Annotated in this window: 15 protein-coding genes; 5 read left to right on the forward strand and 10 right to left on the reverse strand. The window is 47.1% G+C overall.

Translation table 11 applies throughout. The features are described from left to right. Nucleotides 1-55: 55 nt before the first annotated feature. The 5 genes from ACNI23_RS09390 to ACNI23_RS09410 all read right to left on the reverse strand — a co-directional run bounded on the left by ACNI23_RS09390 (nt 56) and on the right by ACNI23_RS09410 (nt 5,587). On the reverse strand, nt 56-313 hold the full coding sequence (locus ACNI23_RS09390) for a hypothetical protein (RefSeq protein ID WP_420248193.1): 258 nt from the start codon (nt 311-313) through the stop codon (nt 56-58). An 11-nt stretch (nt 314-324) separates the two neighbouring features. Continuing rightward, a complete protein-coding gene (locus ACNI23_RS09395) occupies nt 325-573 on the reverse strand; it encodes a hypothetical protein (protein ID WP_420248195.1) in 249 nt (82 codons plus the stop codon). Nucleotides 574-750: 177 nt separating this feature from the next. Next, nucleotides 751-3,834, reverse strand: a complete 3,084-nt coding sequence (locus tag ACNI23_RS09400) for an efflux RND transporter permease subunit (protein ID WP_420248197.1) — start codon at nt 3,832-3,834, stop codon at nt 751-753. Continuing rightward, a complete protein-coding gene (locus ACNI23_RS09405; protein WP_420248199.1) occupies nt 3,831-4,910 on the reverse strand; it encodes an efflux RND transporter periplasmic adaptor subunit in 1,080 nt (359 codons plus the stop codon). Before ACNI23_RS09405 ends, ACNI23_RS09400 begins: the two co-directional genes overlap by 4 nt. 11 nt (nt 4,911-4,921) lie before the next feature. Then, nucleotides 4,922-5,587 (reverse strand): CerR family C-terminal domain-containing protein, encoded by a 666-nt coding sequence (locus ACNI23_RS09410; RefSeq protein WP_420248201.1) that lies wholly within the window; start codon nt 5,585-5,587, stop codon nt 4,922-4,924. A 247-nt stretch (nt 5,588-5,834) separates the two neighbouring features. Here ACNI23_RS09410 and ACNI23_RS09415 point away from each other — a divergent pair, with 247 nt between their 5' ends. Continuing rightward, nucleotides 5,835-6,365, forward strand: a complete 531-nt coding sequence (locus ACNI23_RS09415; protein ID WP_420248202.1) for a cysteine hydrolase family protein — start codon at nt 5,835-5,837, stop codon at nt 6,363-6,365. Nucleotides 6,366-6,425: 60 nt separating this feature from the next. Here the strand turns inward: ACNI23_RS09415 and ACNI23_RS09420 are convergent, their stop codons facing one another. Together ACNI23_RS09420 and ACNI23_RS09425 are read right to left on the reverse strand one after the other, a co-directional pair. Next, entirely contained in the window at nt 6,426-8,597 is a 2,172-nt protein-coding gene (locus ACNI23_RS09420; protein ID WP_420248204.1) for a RelA/SpoT family protein, read from the reverse strand. Between the two features lie 2 nt (nt 8,598-8,599). Next, nucleotides 8,600-10,264, reverse strand: coding sequence for a peptide-binding protein (locus tag ACNI23_RS09425; RefSeq protein ID WP_420248206.1), 1,665 nt, complete (start codon nt 10,262-10,264; stop codon nt 8,600-8,602). Nucleotides 10,265-10,506: 242 nt separating this feature from the next. Between ACNI23_RS09425 and ACNI23_RS09430 the strand changes: the two genes are divergently transcribed. From ACNI23_RS09430 to ACNI23_RS09445, 4 genes are all read left to right on the forward strand, one after another. Beyond that, complete coding sequence (locus ACNI23_RS09430; protein WP_420248208.1) at nt 10,507-13,716, forward strand: DEAD/DEAH box helicase; 3,210 nt, start codon at nt 10,507-10,509, stop codon at nt 13,714-13,716. 264 nt (nt 13,717-13,980) lie between these two features. After that, a complete protein-coding gene (locus ACNI23_RS09435) occupies nt 13,981-14,283 on the forward strand; it encodes a hypothetical protein (RefSeq protein WP_420248210.1) in 303 nt (100 codons plus the stop codon). Nucleotides 14,284-14,437: 154 nt separating this feature from the next. Continuing rightward, the gene (locus ACNI23_RS09440; RefSeq protein WP_420248211.1) at nt 14,438-15,103 is read left to right on the forward strand and encodes a PilZ domain-containing protein; all 666 of its coding nucleotides are present in this window, start codon (nt 14,438-14,440) and stop codon (nt 15,101-15,103) included. Nucleotides 15,104-15,145: 42 nt separating this feature from the next. Next, the gene (locus ACNI23_RS09445) at nt 15,146-15,679 is read left to right on the forward strand and encodes a hypothetical protein (protein WP_420248213.1); all 534 of its coding nucleotides are present in this window, start codon (nt 15,146-15,148) and stop codon (nt 15,677-15,679) included. Nucleotides 15,680-15,756: 77 nt separating this feature from the next. Here the strand turns inward: ACNI23_RS09445 and ACNI23_RS09450 are convergent, their stop codons facing one another. From ACNI23_RS09450 to ACNI23_RS09460, 3 genes are all read right to left on the reverse strand, one after another. Further along, nucleotides 15,757-16,317 (reverse strand): flavin reductase family protein, encoded by a 561-nt coding sequence (locus tag ACNI23_RS09450; RefSeq protein ID WP_420248214.1) that lies wholly within the window; start codon nt 16,315-16,317, stop codon nt 15,757-15,759. Nucleotides 16,318-16,385: 68 nt separating this feature from the next. Further along, nucleotides 16,386-17,222: a zinc transporter ZupT gene (gene zupT / locus ACNI23_RS09455; RefSeq protein ID WP_420248216.1), complete on the reverse strand. Its 837-nt coding sequence runs from the start codon at nt 17,220-17,222 to the stop codon at nt 16,386-16,388. A gap of 9 nt (nt 17,223-17,231) precedes the next feature. Beyond that, nucleotides 17,232-17,927, reverse strand: coding sequence for a hypothetical protein (locus tag ACNI23_RS09460; RefSeq protein ID WP_420248217.1), 696 nt, complete (start codon nt 17,925-17,927; stop codon nt 17,232-17,234). Nucleotides 17,928-18,019 lie beyond the last annotated feature (92 nt).

Raw genomic sequence — 18,019 nt, forward strand, 5'->3', positions numbered from 1 at the left:
ATTACGGGCATTTTTGCTAATTCAACCCTTTAAACCACAAACACGGCATTACTTATTAAAAACTTCCTGTCTTTGAAGACTGCAATGCATCATACATCACTTCAAAAACAACTCCCGCATCATCCTTTTTTGAGATACTTGCAACCGCAGCCGGAACACTGTCAAAATTCGGAACAGAATGATCCGCCGGGCCAATTTCAAAAGAAAAATCAGAATCCAGCATAACCCGAACTTCCTCTCCTTCTTTCAGCTCTTGCTGTAAGGCCATAGCCTCTCTCATCATGTACGCAAGTTCTATCTTATCTTCCTGCATAATAACTCCTTTTATATCGGTTGAACACCGGCATAACCACAAACCGAACATCTTCTAACAACAACTGAATCCATTTCAGTGAGATCATGGAGAGTCTGGTTGTTACAATTAGGACACTTGTTTCCTTTACCGCCACCTACATTCTCGACAGGCATATTTGCAGGCCAACCAACATACTGACATTCTGAACATTCATAGTGGCTGCCTTTCGCATGATAAGTCTGCTCTTTACAGTTCGGGCATTTTTTCCCCATAGCCATACAAAGCACCTCCAATTTAATATTTGTTATCAAATCAAGCGAAAGACATAAATATTCATTGTCTGATTTTTGTAAACAGCAAATATGATTTTTTTTAAAAAAAAGGGAACCCATGCAACCATGGATTCCCAGTCAAACCTATAATATTAAGGATGTTATATAAAAACAGGATATAACTTACACATCACTACCCTGCTCAACCACAGTCTGATTCCATTCGTATTTTTTAAAACTCTGCTTAAAGAAGAGAGAATAAAGAACCGGACAAAGAATCAAGGTCAGCACCGTGGCGAACATAAGCCCGGACATGATGCAGTTGGCCATGGGCCGCCACATTTCCCCGCCCTGCAGTGAAAGCGGAACCATACCGATAATGGTTGTGGTTGCGGTCATAATGATCGGCCTTGCCCGCTCAAGGGAAGCAAGCACAATGGAGTTATCCAAAGCAAGCCCCCGACCGCGCAGGATTTCAATTCGGTCAATGAGCATAATGGAGTTGTTAACGATAATACCCAGCAGACTGATCATTCCAAGCATAGGCATGAATCCGAAGGGAGAATTGGTCAGGATCATACCCGGGATAATACCGCACATCATGGGCGGCAGGGTCAGCAGGATGATCAGCGGGCGGCGGATGGAGTTGAACTGGAAAATGAGAACCAGCACCAAAAGTCCCATTGCAAGAGGCATGTTGGCGTTGATGGCTTCCTGACTTTCCTGACTCTTCTCGAACTCACCGCCGTAAGCTACGGAATATCCCACAGGCCAGCTTTCCGACTGAATCATCTTTTGAATTTCAGGACGTACGGCTGCAAGGGTCTGCATAGCAAAATAACCATCAAAGAGGTCGGCCTTAACGGTCATAGTCCTTGTCTGGTCCCTGCGACGAATATCCGAGGGCTGCCAGACCAACTCAGATGATGCGATCTGGCTCAGCGGTACATTCTTCTGATCCTGATAGGAATAGACATTGAGACTTTCCAGCTTATCCAAACGGTCGCGAAAATCGCCCTCACTACGCAACATGATGGGAATGTTGGTATCCCCGTCACGATAGGTCGACGCCTGATAGCCGCTCATACTGGATTGCAGGCTGAGTGCCACATCTGAACTGGTCAGTCCGGCTTGACGGGCTTTATCCTGATCCACATTCACTTCCATTTTCTTGGTCCACTGACCCCAGTCATCCCAGACACGGGCTACGCCGGGAGTTTTCTCCACAATAGCGGCAATCTTATCACGCAAATGGTAAAGTGTTTTCTGATCCGGACCGGAGATACGGATCTGTACGGGAGCACCCACCGGAGGGCCGTTCATCAGCTTCTTGAGACTGAAATCAGCATCAGGAAACTCGGACTTAAGCTTCATGCGGGTACGTTCAATAACTTCATCGGTAGCTTCTACACTTTTGGTATTAACTACAAATGTGGCGAGGTTGTCATTGCGCTGCTCAAGGTTGAGCGGCAGATACCAGCGCGGACCGCCGTGCCCGATAAAAGTACCGATACTTTCAACACCCTTATCAGCAAGCAGGAACTGCTCAAGCCTGCCGACCTCATCAGCTGTGGAGGTAATATCGGTTCCAAAAGGCTGCCAGAAATCAATGGTGAACTGGGCTCGCTCGTTAGGCGGGAAGAACATTTTGGGTACGAACTGGAATCCCCAGAACGCTGCCATACAACCGATAAGTACCACAGCAAGAAAACCGGGACGATGGCGCAGGCAAAAAAGAAGCATAGTCCTGTAGATACGGTACATGCGACTTGAAAAAGTCTGAATCACTACTTTGGGCTTCAGTACGTAGTAGCAAAGCATAGGCACCATGGACATGGACAGCCCCCATGAACAAAGCAGGGTAAGGCTGACGACGATAAACAGGGAGAAACAGAATTCTCCTGTGGCATTCTCAGCCAGCGGGATGGGAAGAAACGCGAAAACAGTAGTCAGGGATGCAGCCAGAAGCGGCATCCATAATTCGGAAACTGCTCCGACAACAGCCTTTAACCGCTCCTCCCCGGTAGCCAGACGCACAAGAATGGCTTCTGACACAACAACCCCGTTATCGACCAGAATACCGAGCGAAATAATCAGCGAGGCAATGGATATCCGCTGCAGGCCTACGTCAAACAACGGCATCAGCCCAAGGCAGCCAAGCATAGCCATAGGCACCAGTGAACCGGCAATAAGCCCGGTTCGAAAACCGGCGAACACAAGGATAACGACAACAACGAATATAAATGATTCAAGCAGGTTGATCATGAAATCGGTAACAGCCGTATCAACATAGTCCGGCTGGTATACAACCACATTATATTCCATGCCGTGGTAGAGATTCTTGGAAAGTTTCTCAAGTTTGGCGGTAACCAGTTCACCGACTTCCATGATGTTGTTGCCGTCAGCCATGGAAATAGCCAGCATGATGCACGGTTCGCCGTTGTAGCGGGCCATAACTCCCGGAGGATCGGCAAAGCCGCGGGTGATCTCGGTGACATCGGCAAGCTTTAGCGAAGACTTCATGCCCTCAACGCGCAATGACATGTTTCTGATATCATCAACAGATTTGAATTCCCCGGTAGGCTCAATATAAATACGTTCCGGTCCGACCTTGGCCGAACCACTGGGACGGATCATATTCTGCTGGTTGAGCATCTGGGCCAAAGCAAAAGGAGTTATCCCTGCAGCAGCCATACGGGAGTTGGAAAAGTCCACAAAAACCCGCTCGTCCTGCAATCCCCAGCGGTCTACCTTCCCGACACTCGGGATGGAAAGCAATTCATCACGGGTATAGTCGGCAACATCCTTGAGTTCGCGATAGGTAAAACCGTCTCCGGTCAGTGCCACCACAATACCGAACACATCACCGAATTCATCGTTGACCATCGGCTCATAGGCTTCAGCAGGAAGGTCCTTTTTGGCATCGAGGACCTTGTTGCGCAGCTGTTGCCAGATCGGGGTCATGTTTTTCTGGTTTTCCTGAAACTCGACCTCAATAATGGAAAGACCGGTCATGGACTGGGAACGGACGTTTTTGATCACGTCGATTTCCCTGATTTTCTCTTCCAATTTATCAGTTACCAGTTCCTCCACCCTCTGCGGGGAGGCACCGGGAAAAACCGTGCTGACAACAGCTGTGCGGATCGTAAAATCAGGGTCTTCAGATTTCGGGATGCTGAAAAAGGTGGAAACCCCTGCAAAAGCAATTAAGACAAACAGGGCAATTGATGTCCTGTTGTTTTCAATGCACCATCTGGCAAGATTCACGACAGCCCCCCGACATTACGGACCTTCAGACCATCCTTAAGTGAGTGTACACCTCGAGTGACCACAACTTCCCCTGATTTGAGACCATTCTTAATCAGAACACCTTTAAAGGAAATGTTGCCGATTTCAACTTCACGGCGCTTAACCACAGAACCGTTCTCCACAACCCAGACATGCTTGCTGCCGTCAGGATTGCCTACGATAGCCGAGGGAGCCACATAAATGTTTGAAGTCTCAGTACGTCCGACAAATCTGACATTACCGGACATCCCGCTGCGCACCAGCTGCTGGGAATTATCAAGGTAGACCTTAACCGGGAAGGATGCTCCTTCGTTAGTTCCGATCCCCACTTCCATAATTACACCCTGCATAACCTTACCGGGCAGAGCGTCAAAAGTGACCTGCACTTTCTCACCTTCACTAACTGTTGCAATCAGAGTGTCAGGTAAAGAGATGGACATCTTCATCTGCTTCCCGGCATTGAAGCCGACAACTTTCTGACCTGACTGCACGTTCTGATGGATGTTTACAGCCACAGCACCGACCCAGCCGTCAAAAGGAGCCTTAAGCACAGTGTAGCGCAGGCGCTTGCGGGCAATATCGAGCTGCTTGGCAGATGCATTCAGCTGAGCCTGATAAGACTTGAAATCCGCTTCGGCCTGATCAAGCTCGGACTTGGAGACAACCTTGCGCTTATAAAGCTGCTCAATGCGGTCAACATCGGCCTTGGCGCGCACATAATTAGCCCGAACCTGTTCAAGGTTGGACTCTGCCTGCCGAACTTCAAGCTCGTAATCAGCAGGATCAAGGCTGGCAATAACTTCTCCGGACCGAAATTTGCGACCGATCTGGTCACCGGGGAAAGAAGTAATCTTTCCGCCCACACGGAAGGAAAGGTCTGACTGCAAGGCATCCTCGGCAGTACCGGAGAAAACCCACTGCCTGCCGAAACCGCCTTCACCCACTTGCATGGTCTTTACAGGGCGCAGCACTTCCTGCACCGGAGAAGGCTTTTCCTTACAACCCGTCAAAGCAAAACCGAGCACCAATATTGAAATTAATATTAATTTTTTCATTTTATATCCTCCTAGCAGCAGATAAAAGCCACTACTCTTCTGGACAGGATTTCAATAAGTTCTTCAATTCGCTCAGGAGTCATTTCATCCCAGCCAACACGGTCAGTGAAAGCCTTGGACTTTACGAACTTGAGCACGACACCAATCAACGCAGTACTCACCACCATAATTTCGGTATTTGAAGCGTCTTCAGCCATGGCAGCTTGAATCACTATATTCATAGATTGTATGGACGGTTCAAAGAACTCTTTATCCAACAAGGGATAGACTTCGCTGGGAGCAGCCATTTCACGGTTAATCAACATGATGGCCCAGACAGTAATAGGATCGCTGAGCACTCCCAACATCTGGGAACGAAATAGCCACGAAACCATTTCTTCCTTGGAAATTTCACCGGAATTGTAACGGTCAATCTGTTTTTGAGAGGTTTCAATACTGGGCATGATCTCTTCACGAAAACGAATAATTTCACGGATAACCGCTTCATACAGTCCCTGTTTGCCACCAAAATGATAACCAACAGTAGCCAGATTGACTTCAGCCTCTGAAGCAAGATTGCGCATGCTCACACCGTTGAAACCGTTCATGGCAAATAGTCTTAAACCAACTTCAATAAGCTTCTGCCGTGTTTCTTCTCCACGTGCCTTATTTGTCTTTCCCTTGGGATGTTGCGTCATAATATTGAGCCTCTCAACTGAGTTTTTGATTCTTCACAAGAACAGAAATAATCAGCGAACAACACGAAGTCAAACGTTTGTTTAAGTATTTCGTTTAAAAAAGACGTTTAAAACTATTATTTATGGACTTAGAGCGTAATTACGGGAACTTAAGCCAAGCAAAAAAGATGACACTTTCCAAAAACCCAATAATATTTTAGAAATCTTCCAATTAAAGGATCAAACGCTCCACCCTAAGGAAATCAACATGAAAGCATTACTGGTCATAGATATGCAAAAAGCATTGTTCGCAGCAGGACACCGCTACGACGCTGCCGGAGTAATCAACAGAATCAATTCGCTTATAGCGAAAGCTCGTGACAATAAACTCCCGATAATATTTGTCCGGCACAACAGCGAAGATGATGGGCTGCGACTGAATTCGGATGGCTGGCAGGTTTTAGACGAACTTGATTTTCGCCCTGGTGACCTAACCGTTGAAAAGAGCAATTGCGACTCATTTTGCCAGACCGAACTTTCTAAAATGCTGGATGAAATGAACATAAATGAGCTGATCATCACCGGATGCTGCACAGATTTCTGCATCGACACCACCGTGAGACAAGCCGCAAGTATGAATTTCAAAGTACTCGTGGCTTCAGATGCGCACACCACAGCAAGTAAGCCTTATCTTGATGCCGAAACAATCATCAAGCACCACAACTTTGTCTGGTCGGAAATGTATGCACCGCAGTTGATAGAGGTGGAACCTACAGCTACAATCCTCAACGAGTTGTAAAACAAAAAAGTCCCGCCAAAACAAGTTTAGCGGGACTTAATTTTATTAAAATAAACCAAGTTAGCTTAAGCGTGTAGCCTCCAGAACATGCTCAATAGTCTTGAGCTTGTTCAGGGAACGGTGCAGATGCCCGAGGTCGGTGACTTCCACGGTAAATTCCAGCACGGAACTGCCGTCCAAATCAGACTTGAATTCACCGGAATCAATGTTCACGTCCATCTCGGTAAGCACGGTACAGATTTTTGCCAGCATACCCTTGTGGTTGCGGCAGCGGATACGAATCTGAGCCGGATGCTGGGACTCTTCCTGTCCTCCGGTCCATGAGACGCTAAGTAGGCGTTCCTCTTCGAGGTTCTTAATATTGGGACAAGTTGCGGAATGGATGACAACTCCTCGACCACGGCTGATATAGCCGATGATCGGCTCACCCGGCAGCGGAGTACAGCACCCTGCAAAGCGGATCAGGACATTGTCCACACCTTCAATATCAATGGAATTCGCTGCGCTTTTAGCCTTGCTTTCTTCTGTCGCGTGCTGCGGATGTTCCTGCTTGGGTACTCCTGTCTCAACACCCTCAATTTCATTCATGACAGCATGCAGACGGCCCAGCACCTTACGCGGAGTTATCCGCGAGTAGCCGATATTTGAAAGCAAGTCATCCACATGGCCGAAATTAAATTCATCGGCCAGCATGACGAAATAACCGTCTTTCATGGCCTTGGCCACATTGATGTTCATGCGCCGGCCTTCTTTCTCAAGCAACTCCTTGGCAAGCATGATGGAGCTGGTTCGCTCCTCGGTACGGATATAATGCTTGATGCGGGTACGGGCCTTGGCTGTCTTTACAAACTTAAGCCAGTCGCGGCTGGGCTTGCGCTTCTTATCGGTAAAGACCTCAATGGTATCACCGTTTTTAAGCACAGAGGTGAGCGGAACCATACGCCCGTTAACCTTTGCCCCGGCACAATGGTTACCGACCTCGGTATGAATCGAGTAAGCAAAGTCAACCGGAGTCGCCCCGTCAGGAAGCTCTTTGATATCTCCGGAAGGAGTAAAAACATAAACTTCGTCATTGAAAAGATCAAAACGCAGTGAAGCCATAAATTCGCGAGGATCTTCAAGTTCCCGCTGCCAATCCATAATCTGCCTGAGCCATGAAAAACGCTCGGCATCACGGTTTTGCTTGGAATCACTTTTGCCGGACTCTTTATATTGCCAGTGAGCGGCAACACCGTATTCCGCCACCTGCTGCATCTCTTCAGTTCTGATCTGAATCTCAATGCGTTCACCCTCCGGCCCGATAACCGTGGTGTGCAACGACTGATACATGTTGGCTTTAGGGATGGAGATGTAGTCCTTAAACTTGCCTGAAATCGGTTTCCACATGGAGTGAACCAGACCCAGCACGGAGTAACAGTCCTTAACGGATTCAACAATTACCCGGAAAGCAATAATGTCATACACCTGATCAAGACTCAGGTTCTGACGCTGCATCTTTTTATGAATACTGTAGATATGCTTGGTGCGACCGTAAATGGTCCCCTTGATCTCGTTGTCATCAAGAATTCCATTCAGCAGCCCGATAACGTTATCCACATATTCTTTACCTATGGTGTGCTGACGCTCCAATCCATCGGTAATATCCTGATAAACGTCTGGTTTGAGATAATAAAGACAGAGATCTTCAAGATCACGCTTAACCATGTACAGCCCGAGCCTGTTGGCAAGGGGAGAATAAATATCCATGGTTTCCTGCGCGATGAGCAGCTGCTTGTAATTCTTTTGAAAATCGAGGGTGCGCATGTTGTGCAGACGGTCGGCAAGCTTAACCATAAGCACGCGGATATCCTCAGCCATGGCCAGAATCATTTTACGGGTGTTCTCTGCCTTGGCGATGGCCTTGGATTCAAAATCCATCATGCTGATCTTGGTTACGCCGTCTACGATATCAGCAACTTCCTCACCAAAGAGATCCGCAATCTCATCAATGGAGGTGTCGGTATCTTCCACCGTATCGTGCAGCAAACCGGCAGCCACAGTGGGTTCATCTAGACGCATGTCAGCCAGAAGCTTTGCAACGTGCAACGGATGGGCAAGGTAAGGCTCGCCGGAAAGACGCACCTGCCCTTCGTGGGCACGGGCGGAAAAGACGTAAGCCCTCTGGATCAGGTCCAGATCAGGATCATCAATATAAGAACTGACAATGTCAGTGATTTCGTTAATGCGTATCATAATTACTGCTGTAAACTCGGTTTCTTCTGTAATGGTGCGGGAATCCACCACTCGTTGGCATTATAGTCCAGCCCTGCGGGTTCCACTTTCAAACCCTTGATTCTGCTACTAAAAACAGGCAGACCCATGGGCACATAAAGGAAGCAGTACGGCTGCTCTTCATGCATGATTTCCTGAATGCGATCATAAATGACCTTACGCTCGGACTGATCCAGAGTGGTTCGTCCTTTTTCAAGCAGCTCATCAAGCTCGCTATTCTTATATTTGATAAAATTCAGCCCGCCGTCGACGGCTTTGGATGAATGCCAGACAGTATAGCTATCAGGGTCCTGTAGGATATTCCAACTGAGTATTGTTGCATCAAAGCGACCTTTCATAATAAATTCCTTTAGGAAAGCCGCCCATTCTACAGTTCTGATTTTAACTTCGATTCCGATCCCCTTCAAACGATTCTGAATAATTGTTGCGGCCTTAATACGCAAGGAATTTCCCTGATTGGTAATAATAGTAAATGAAAACGGCCTGCCGTTTCTATCAATTATTCCGTCTCCGTCACTATCCGTCCAGCCGGCTTCCTTGAGTAAGGCTTTTGCTTTTTCCGGTTTATAGCCATAGGGTTTCAACTTATCATTATAAACCCATGTTCCGGGTTTGTATGGCCCCATAGCCGGATAGCCCATTCCAAGCAGAACTCCCTTTACAATCTCCTTCTTGTCTATCGCATAGTTTATAGCCTTGCGAACCCGTACATCTTTAAAGAAGGGACTTTCCATATTAAAGCCAAGATAGGTATAAGAAAAGGAAAGATATTTAAATTTCTGAAAATCACGATCCCAATTACCGCCCTTGGTCTGAAAGGCATACTGTTGCGGAGTAAGCCCCATTTCATCAAGGCTGCCGCTTTTGAGTTCAAGAAACTGGGTGGAAAGATCCGGGATGACCCTGTAAACCTTCTCATCAATATATGGACGTCCTTCAAAATAATCATCATTTGCTTTAAGTACAACCCTGCGGCCCGGAATCCACTCTTTAAGTTTATAAGGACCGGACCCTACCGGATTGCGCCTGTATTTTGTAGTATTCAGGTCCTCATTCTCCAATATATGCTTGGGCAGAATGGATAGGGCCCATGTTATCAAAGAACGGGCGAAGACCTTCTCGTAACGAACTTCGAAAGTATATTTGTCGATTAACTTAAATTCTTTAACATTTAAAAAATCCCCCGCATAAGCGGTCGGAGTCTTGGGATCAATCATTGTCTTGTAGGTAAACTCTACGTCCTCAGCAGTGAGCGGCACTCCGTCAGTCCAGCGAATGTCTTTGCGAAGCTTGAACCGCAGCAACTTGCCGCCATCAAGAACCTCGTACGACTCTGCCGCCTCCGGTACCAACTCGATGTCCTTATTGTACTTCAAAGGGGAAACATAAAGCTTTGACTGCACATCAGAACTTGCCGAATCTGATGAAAGCAGAGGGATGAGACACATCGGCTCGGCCAATGTCGGCTCTCTATACCTTCCGCCATAAACCGGCTTTGAAGTATCTATATTTTCAATATCAACACCAGAAACGCTCTGCTTCGGCGCATCGTCATTTCCGTCCTGAGCACAAGCGGAAAGGAGAGCAAGACAAGCCATGATGAGCATGGCGAAAATCAATCTGTTCATGTTAACCTTGTTTTTTAGAATAAAAATCTTCCATTAAGCCAACTACATTGATAATATATTCAGTATGGACTATTGTGGAATAAAAGCCAAGCAACCGGGCGATACAGATTGACCTGAACCGCATTTTACTTTACGGATTCAGCGAAAGCGAACTTAATGCAATTATTTTATATAACATTACTTTTGTTTCATATAAGATATAATTAACTAAGGAAAGTTACAGTTCTGGGGAAAACGTAATCATGTCTCAAAATGAAGAAGCTGTAGTAAAATCAATTCTCAAATCATTCGTCTCCGACACCATTCCGGAATACATTCTGGATGGCGCGCGCACTATCGTGAATTCTGAAGGGGTCCAGAAACTCGACCTGAAAAAGCGCGAAAGATACTGGGATATCGATGCAACAATCCAAGGTGACGATTTTCAGAATTACTCTTCTGAACTAGGTCTTAACCTTGCTGAGGAAAGCATCAACCATTATTGCAACTGCCCGGAATCCTTTTCCGGTGTATGTAAACATGTAGGTGCTGCCGCACTTAAACTGCTCCTGTCTCTCGATTCAGAAGAAGAGGAAGCAGAAAGCAAAAAACAAACTGACTGGCGCCAGAATTTCCGTTCTTTCTTTGCAACAGAATTGGAACCTGAAGCGGGCAAACACTACATCATCTACCGCATGTATCCTGAACCGGAAAGGTTACAGGTGGCCTTTTTCCGTGCCCGCCAGAACAAATCCGGCCTTTCACAGGTTCAGAACGAAATTGAACTGCAAAATGTGATCGAAAAGCCTGAGTGGAGTGAAACCTCCCCCAGCCTTCCTCATGTTGCAGAACAGATAGGACACTACCTTGATTACCGCGGGCACCGGGTGGAAATCCCTGCCGGTCTTCACGCGTGGTTCTTCACCGCTATCAAGGATGAATACTACATGTTCCTGCGCGATACGGATATTCCAATCCGTATTGAAAGCAGAACCATGCAGCTTAAGCTTTCCCCGGAACTTTCCGAGGAAGGACTCTCCTTCGACATCCTCCTTTCCGATGAAGGCAAACCGCCCTTCTCCATCATGGATGACGATGAAGTATTTTTCTACGGAAGATTGCCTCTGTGGGTTTATTGGAAACAGGGTTTCTACCCTGTACAGACCACTCTTGCGCCTAAACTGGTGCAGGAAATGCGCATACAGAATCCGGTTATCCCTCCCGGGGATATCCCGGAATTCCTTGACCGCGTCTGGACCCAGATTCCGGTTTCCGACCTGCACGACCATGAAGAATTCCTTGAGAAAATGCAGCCGTTCTTTGTTCCGGCTACATTCAACCCCAAGCTCTACCTCAATGAGGAAGGCTCGCTGCTGACCATCAGGGTCGACAACACCTATGATACAGAGCACGGGGAAATCTCCATGGGCGAACCCAACCCGGACCTGCAGACAGGAAGTTACAAGGATGGAGAGAAATCCTATCTTGTACGCCGTGCGCAGGACGAAGAAGCACAGCTTTTTGCCGAGCTTCGCGATATGGGTTTCCAGCCGCGTAACAATTCCATCTGGTTTATGGAACAGGAAGCGGCCATCACATTCCTGCTGGACCACTATCCACAGTTGGTAGAAGCATACAGAATTTATGGTGAAAAGAACCTGACCCGTTACAAGGTAAGGCTCACCACACCTCAGATTGTTGCCGAAGTTGAAACCGATGAAGACAACAAGTGGTTCAACCTCGACATCAACGTTGAATACGATGACCAGCGCGTTCCCATTGATAAAATCTGGGAAGCATGGAGTCAGGGCAAACGTTACGTCCAGCTCAAGGATGGTTCTTACACCAGCCTGCCGGAATCATGGCTCAAGAAGCTCAGCCATAAGCTCAAGGCTCTTGGTTATGATCCTGAACAGCCTCCGCGCCAGCAGTTTGAGCAGTACGAAACACCTGTGCTGGATAAAATCATTGAGGACCTTCCCGACGCAAAGACTGACGAGCATTTCGTGAAGCTGCGTGAGAAGATCCACAACTTTGATGAAATCAAAATGATTGATCAGCCCAAGGCACTGAATGCTACCCTGCGCCCCTATCAGGTACAGGGTCTCAGCTACCTGAACTTCCTGCGCGACTATAAGTTCGGCGGTATCCTTGCGGATGAAATGGGGCTCGGTAAAACCATCCAGACCCTGTCTTTCATACTTTCCCTGCACGAGCGGGGAATTACCGGACCGAACCTGATCATCGTTCCGACCTCGGTCATGCCCAACTGGGAACGTGAAGCGCAGAAATTCTGCCCGCATCTCCCCCTGCTGACCATTTACGGTTCAAGACGTGAGGACCTTTTCAAGAAAATCCCGGATTCCACAATCGTAATCACCACTTACGCATTGCTGCGCCGCGACCTTGAAGAGCTGCTCAAGCACGAATATACTTCTGTGATTCTTGATGAAGCCCAGAACATCAAGAACCCGAACACCATTACCGCCAAGTCGGTACGCAAACTCAAGAGTGATATGCGCCTCTGCCTCTCCGGTACGCCTATTGAAAACAACCTCTTTGAGCTTTGGTCCCTGTTCGAGTTCCTTATGCCCGGCTTCCTCAGCTCACAGCATTCCTTCCAGCGAGGTATCGTCAAACCCATTAAAGATGGTGACGAAGACACCCTCAATTACCTGCGCACAAGGGTGAAACCATTCATCCTGCGCCGTACCAAGTCCGAGGTTGCCAAGGACCTGCCGCCCAAGATCGAGACCGTGCATTACTGCGATCTCATCGAGGAACAGCGCGAGCTATACAACGCCCTTGCCAAACGCCTCAAGGATCAGGTTCTCAGGGACGTGGACGAGAAAGGCATGGCCAAAAGCCAGATGTCCATCCTCGACGCATTGCTCAAACTGCGCCAGATCTGCTGTCACCCGCGCCTGCTCAAGCTGGATATGCCAGGCCTGTCCACCAACCTGCCTTCGGGTAAGTTCGACGCATTCAAAGACCTCATCTTTGATATTGTCGAAGGCGGACACAAAGTTCTGGTCTTCTCCCAGTTCGTACAGATGCTGCATGTAATCCGTTCATGGCTGACCATTAAGGATATCCCCTTCACCTACCTCGACGGCTCCAGTAAAGACCGTTTCGAGCAGGTTGACCGCTTTAACGACAGCCCGGACATCCCCATCTTCCTCATCTCGCTGAAAGCTGGTGGTACCGGACTTAACCTGACCTCTGCCGACTACGTTATCCATTACGATCCGTGGTGGAACCCGGCAGTGGAAAATCAGGCAACTGACCGAACCCACCGTATCGGTCAGAAACGTCAGGTCTTCGCTTACAAGATGATCTGCCAGAATACCGTTGAAGAAAAAATTCTCGGCCTGCAGGAAATGAAGAAGAGCGTTGCGGATGCCATTATTCCCGGCCAATCCGCACTCAAGTCGCTCACCCGTGACGATCTTGAAATGTTGTTCGAAATTTAATGCCCCTAAGAAGAAAACAATTATGCACAACAACAAGGGCCCGGAATCATTCTTGATTCCGGGCCTTTCATATTCATAGTAAAATCATTACCTTCTAACTTATTATTTATCTCTTTAGAATACCTCCAGAAACGAATGTTTTTGTGGAAGCGAGAGTTTATGAACGCGATTTTAATTTAATCTTTGATGTTGACAAAACTTCAATCTCCGTTTTAATTGAAAATGAATCTCAACTTCATGAATAAAATTTAAGCGGAGGATAAAATGTTCATTCCCGATTCAATGTGCGGTTGCGCAGCTGAAATCAAACTCAATAATCGCGACGCAATGAGGGTTTCCCTGTTTGACGTACAGTTTACCCCGCAAGCAATGATCCTGATCGGCATGGGAATCAAAAAGCTTGCCGCTAAACACGGCCTTCCGGAAGGAATCATTAAAGAGCATATGAAAGGTAACCTGTTTATAGCGCCACCGTCTAAGAATCTATACTTTCTGTTCCGTGTGCCGGAACTTGACGCAGACATGCATATAACAATTCCACCCTGCCATTTTGAACTATTAGGCTGACACTGGACACCACAATTTTCACGGGAGTTAATCTGGCCAGACTTTCCACTTGATCGTGTAGGGAAAGTCCGTCTCCGGCACCTGCTTCGGCCTGCAGGTGAACAGGTTACTCCCGTGATTTTTATAACAAGCTACGGGGAGAATGGAGAAAGTAATGAATCAATCAAATAATCAGGTTATTATCTATACAGACAATCCTGAAACATACACAAACACGAACCTGTCAAAGTTCATAAATATGGAGTTCTGCTCCTGCCCGAACCAATTCTGCCATGCTCTGCTGGGGAATAACTATTCCGGTCTGGTTCTGGATGTCCGCAAAGTAATGCAAACGCCCTGCTGCGATAGAAACCGCATCTTAAGCGTTTCGTCCGGTATCCCGACAATCCGCACTCTTGAAAAGTACAAACACGCGATATTTCTAGACGACCATGAAAATTTCCTCTGCGACTGCCTGAACCGCAAGTACTCTACAGCAGGCCCAGCCTGCCCAATCAACGTTAACATTGAGACTGAAATCAGTCTGGAAAATGACCCTGCAATGGCACAAAGTATACATGGAACAATACATCATCTTTCCGAAGAAGGGTGCTCATTCCATACGAATGCTGACCTTAAAAATAACGACTTTATATATCTGAAAATATCATCTTTGAAAAACAGACTGCCCATTTTCTGCGGACTTTACTCTGAAAAGTGCGTTCACCATTGTTCCTGCGGCTTCAGAGTGAAATTTCTGGATATAAAAGAGGATCAGAAAAAAGAGATCCGTTCAACAATCAAACACAACAACATAGAGGAAATCAGCCTTGCTTCTTAACACGTAGACACCTGGTGTGCAGGTATGCGATAATGCTGCATCATGATCAGATATTATGCGCAGATATTCCGCATCCTGACCACGGCATCACTTTGTGGTCTCTTACTGGCATCATCAGGCTGCTCTATATTTTACAAACCCATAGAGCAGGCACAGTACTATGCCCTGAATCAACAATATGATGCCGCAGTGGATGAACTGAGTGACCTTATTGATTCCGATGCTTCCGAAGAGGAAATAGCGCAGGCCTTCATGCTTCGCGGCGAGGCCTATACATCACTGAAGGAATATCGCTACGCTTACCGCGACCTGCAGGTGGCATGGAAACTATCCTGCCATATTTATCAAATTTCTCCCGAACCGCAGCAGCCAGAAAAAAATGCCCCGCATCAAGAATCTACAAATGCAACACAAGAACCTGCTCCCGCACCATTCAGCCCCGCTCAGGCATGCATTGAACAACTCCCCCAGCTCATAGACAATCTCAAGCCATTCACCAGTGAATTCGGAGCAATTATGGCCACACAGGAAGCCTCAGCCATTGTAAAAAAGCTGTACCCTGAAATGCCGCGATAAGATTATTCATGCTAAAAAAAGAGCAGACCGGGTTATCCCGATCCGCTCTTTTTATATTGTATAGTCAGATTTACTTTCTATTTCAATTTCTTGCCATCGTGCCAAGCACGCCCGACACACTCACCTACATCCCAGTAGCGGTTATCAGGCATGGTCAAGGTAAATGGATTAACCTTCTTGATATCCGGTGCATCATCGATAAGCACATCCTCATCGCACCACGTAGCGACAACCTCACCGACAAAAAGCGTATCATTGGGCAATTCCATAGAATCGAAAACTTTGCATTCAATTGCTACCGGACATTTGCTGATAATAGGAGCGTTTTCCAGCTCGCCGGGTTCAACATCAAAAAGACCGGATTTATCGAGCTTTGAACCGGAGACAAGCCCTACAAAGTCGGTAACTTCAACCATCTCTACAGAAGGGATATTAACGCTGAATTCTCCACTGGTCTTGATAGCAATATTGGAAAAATGCCTTTTGCCCACAGAAATCATCATCAGGGATGGATTGTAGTTAACACGCGACACCCATGCCAGAGCCATGAAATTGTTACGCCCCTCATGCCTGGACCCCAGAATTGTCTGAGGCATTGGCAGGGTGAATCCCTGAACGCCTATATTTTTCTTAGCCATTTAAACTCCTCTGTAAAAAATCAGCAGGCCTAACAATTCCATAAATATAAATTGAATGCCACTGGAATTTATAAGAACATCAGCAACGATAACGCCATTACGGCCATACCGCAGACCAGCCCGTAAATAGAGAGATGGTGCTCGCCATATTCCTCAGCAGCAGGCAACAATTCATCAAGAGAAATAAAGACCATAATCCCGGCCACACCGGCAAAGATTATCCCGAATACAGTCTCGGACAGAAACGGCATAAGCAACAAATACCCGACCAAAGCACCGATGGGTTCAGCCAAACCGGACAGAAATGAATAGATAAAAGCTTTTTTCTTATCCCCAGTAGCGTAATAAATAGGAACAGAGACAGCGATGCCTTCCGGAATGTTATGGATGGCAATAGCTACTGCGATAGCAATACCGAGGCTGGGATCACTGAGCGCTGCTGTGAATGTAGCCAGCCCTTCCGGGAAGTTATGGATACCGATTGCAAGAGCAGCCATAGTGCCCATGCGAAACAGCTTGCGCTTGCCATGTTCACTCTCCAAGCCACCGCTCTTTTCAAGGCTCTTCGGATTCATCTCCTCAATGCGATGCATCTCGTGCGGGTTTTCGTAGGACGGCACAAGTTTATCGATTAGGGCAATTAAAGCGATACCGCCGAAAAAAGCGATCACTGCAGCCCATGTACCTGCCACTTCTCCCATATCGGCCTGCAAGGCAACTTTGGCTTTAACCATGATTTCCATAAAGGAAACATAAATCATCACCCCGGCGGAGAAACCAAGTGAGATGGAAAGAAAGCGCGGATTAGTACGCTTGGCGAAAAAAGCCAATGCAGAACCAATCCCTGTGGAAAGTCCAGCAAATGCAGTCAGCCCAAAAGCAAATAAGACACTTTCTGTAAACATATCCTGTCTCTACTTTTTCAAATTCAAACGACAGAGCAACGGAGCCTCAATCAGCAAAATTTTACGCGGTCCCAACTTGGAGTCCGGGTTGGCCTTGATGATCGGGTCAAGGTTGTCCTGATTGGAAATGTCCACCTTGTTCACCCCGCTGTTCCTTGTCGCATGGCAAAACCAGATATGCCCTTCGTCATCAGGAACGATTAGCCCGACATGGTAATGAAGAAGTTTATAGTTCTTGAATTTGATATCCTTGCTCATGGAAAAAAGATATACATGCCCGGGCTTCATCTGCTTTATGACATCGGCCCAAGCAACTCTATCACTAAGTTCAAAACCACGCAGACTCATGCCGTTATTATATTCAATTACGGCAGTCTGACCGAAAGGAAGAACTGCTCTGCGCTTCAACCCCTCAGTCAGGTTAAGGACGAGATCGTAACCAAAATCCCAATCCTCGCCAAAAGAAGAATCCGGGCCGCTGTCCGCAAGACGGTCAATAGTGGTGTCAGACAGGTTGAAATTACGAGCAAAATAGTAACGAGATGCCGCCACGGTAAAACCGCTGCAATTAAGCCCCGGTTCCTTGAGATAAACCCCCGGATCTGCAAAAAAAGTAAAGTCGCCGAAACGGTTGATGGCGGCATCCTCACGGTAGGGAATGCCTTCAAAATACCCAAGGATATCCACTGGACTTGAACATTTCACAGGAGCAGCTCCCAATCCACGCGGATCGGGAATGCTTGTTTTGACACATCCCACCATAAGCGATGCAGCCAAAATTAACAGCGATACATAAA

It is taken from the genome of Maridesulfovibrio pacificus (SeqCode) (assembly GCF_048612815.1).
In the GTDB taxonomy this organism is placed as follows: domain Bacteria; phylum Desulfobacterota; class Desulfovibrionia; order Desulfovibrionales; family Desulfovibrionaceae; genus Maridesulfovibrio; species Maridesulfovibrio pacificus.

What these genes read in the sequence shown, in the direction of transcription:
- ACNI23_RS09450 (WP_420248214.1), bottom strand. Translation starts at nt 16,317, where the DNA reads ATGGCTAAGAAAAATATAGGCGTTCAGGGATTCACCCTGCCAATGCCT.
- ACNI23_RS09435 (WP_420248210.1), top strand. Translation starts at nt 13,981, where the DNA reads ATGTTCATTCCCGATTCAATGTGCGGTTGCGCAGCTGAAATCAAACTC.
- ACNI23_RS09425 (WP_420248206.1), bottom strand. Translation starts at nt 10,264, where the DNA reads ATGAACAGATTGATTTTCGCCATGCTCATCATGGCTTGTCTTGCTCTC.
- ACNI23_RS09430 (WP_420248208.1), top strand. Translation starts at nt 10,507, where the DNA reads ATGTCTCAAAATGAAGAAGCTGTAGTAAAATCAATTCTCAAATCATTC.
- ACNI23_RS09405 (WP_420248199.1), bottom strand. Translation starts at nt 4,910, where the DNA reads ATGAAAAAATTAATATTAATTTCAATATTGGTGCTCGGTTTTGCTTTG.
- ACNI23_RS09440 (WP_420248211.1), top strand. Translation starts at nt 14,438, where the DNA reads ATGAATCAATCAAATAATCAGGTTATTATCTATACAGACAATCCTGAA.
- ACNI23_RS09420 (WP_420248204.1), bottom strand. Translation starts at nt 8,597, where the DNA reads ATGATACGCATTAACGAAATCACTGACATTGTCAGTTCTTATATTGAT.
- ACNI23_RS09390 (WP_420248193.1), bottom strand. Translation starts at nt 313, where the DNA reads ATGCAGGAAGATAAGATAGAACTTGCGTACATGATGAGAGAGGCTATG.
- zupT (WP_420248216.1), bottom strand. Translation starts at nt 17,222, where the DNA reads ATGTTTACAGAAAGTGTCTTATTTGCTTTTGGGCTGACTGCATTTGCT.
- ACNI23_RS09445 (WP_420248213.1), top strand. Translation starts at nt 15,146, where the DNA reads ATGATCAGATATTATGCGCAGATATTCCGCATCCTGACCACGGCATCA.
- ACNI23_RS09415 (WP_420248202.1), top strand. Translation starts at nt 5,835, where the DNA reads ATGAAAGCATTACTGGTCATAGATATGCAAAAAGCATTGTTCGCAGCA.
- ACNI23_RS09395 (WP_420248195.1), bottom strand. Translation starts at nt 573, where the DNA reads ATGGCTATGGGGAAAAAATGCCCGAACTGTAAAGAGCAGACTTATCAT.
- ACNI23_RS09410 (WP_420248201.1), bottom strand. Translation starts at nt 5,587, where the DNA reads ATGACGCAACATCCCAAGGGAAAGACAAATAAGGCACGTGGAGAAGAA.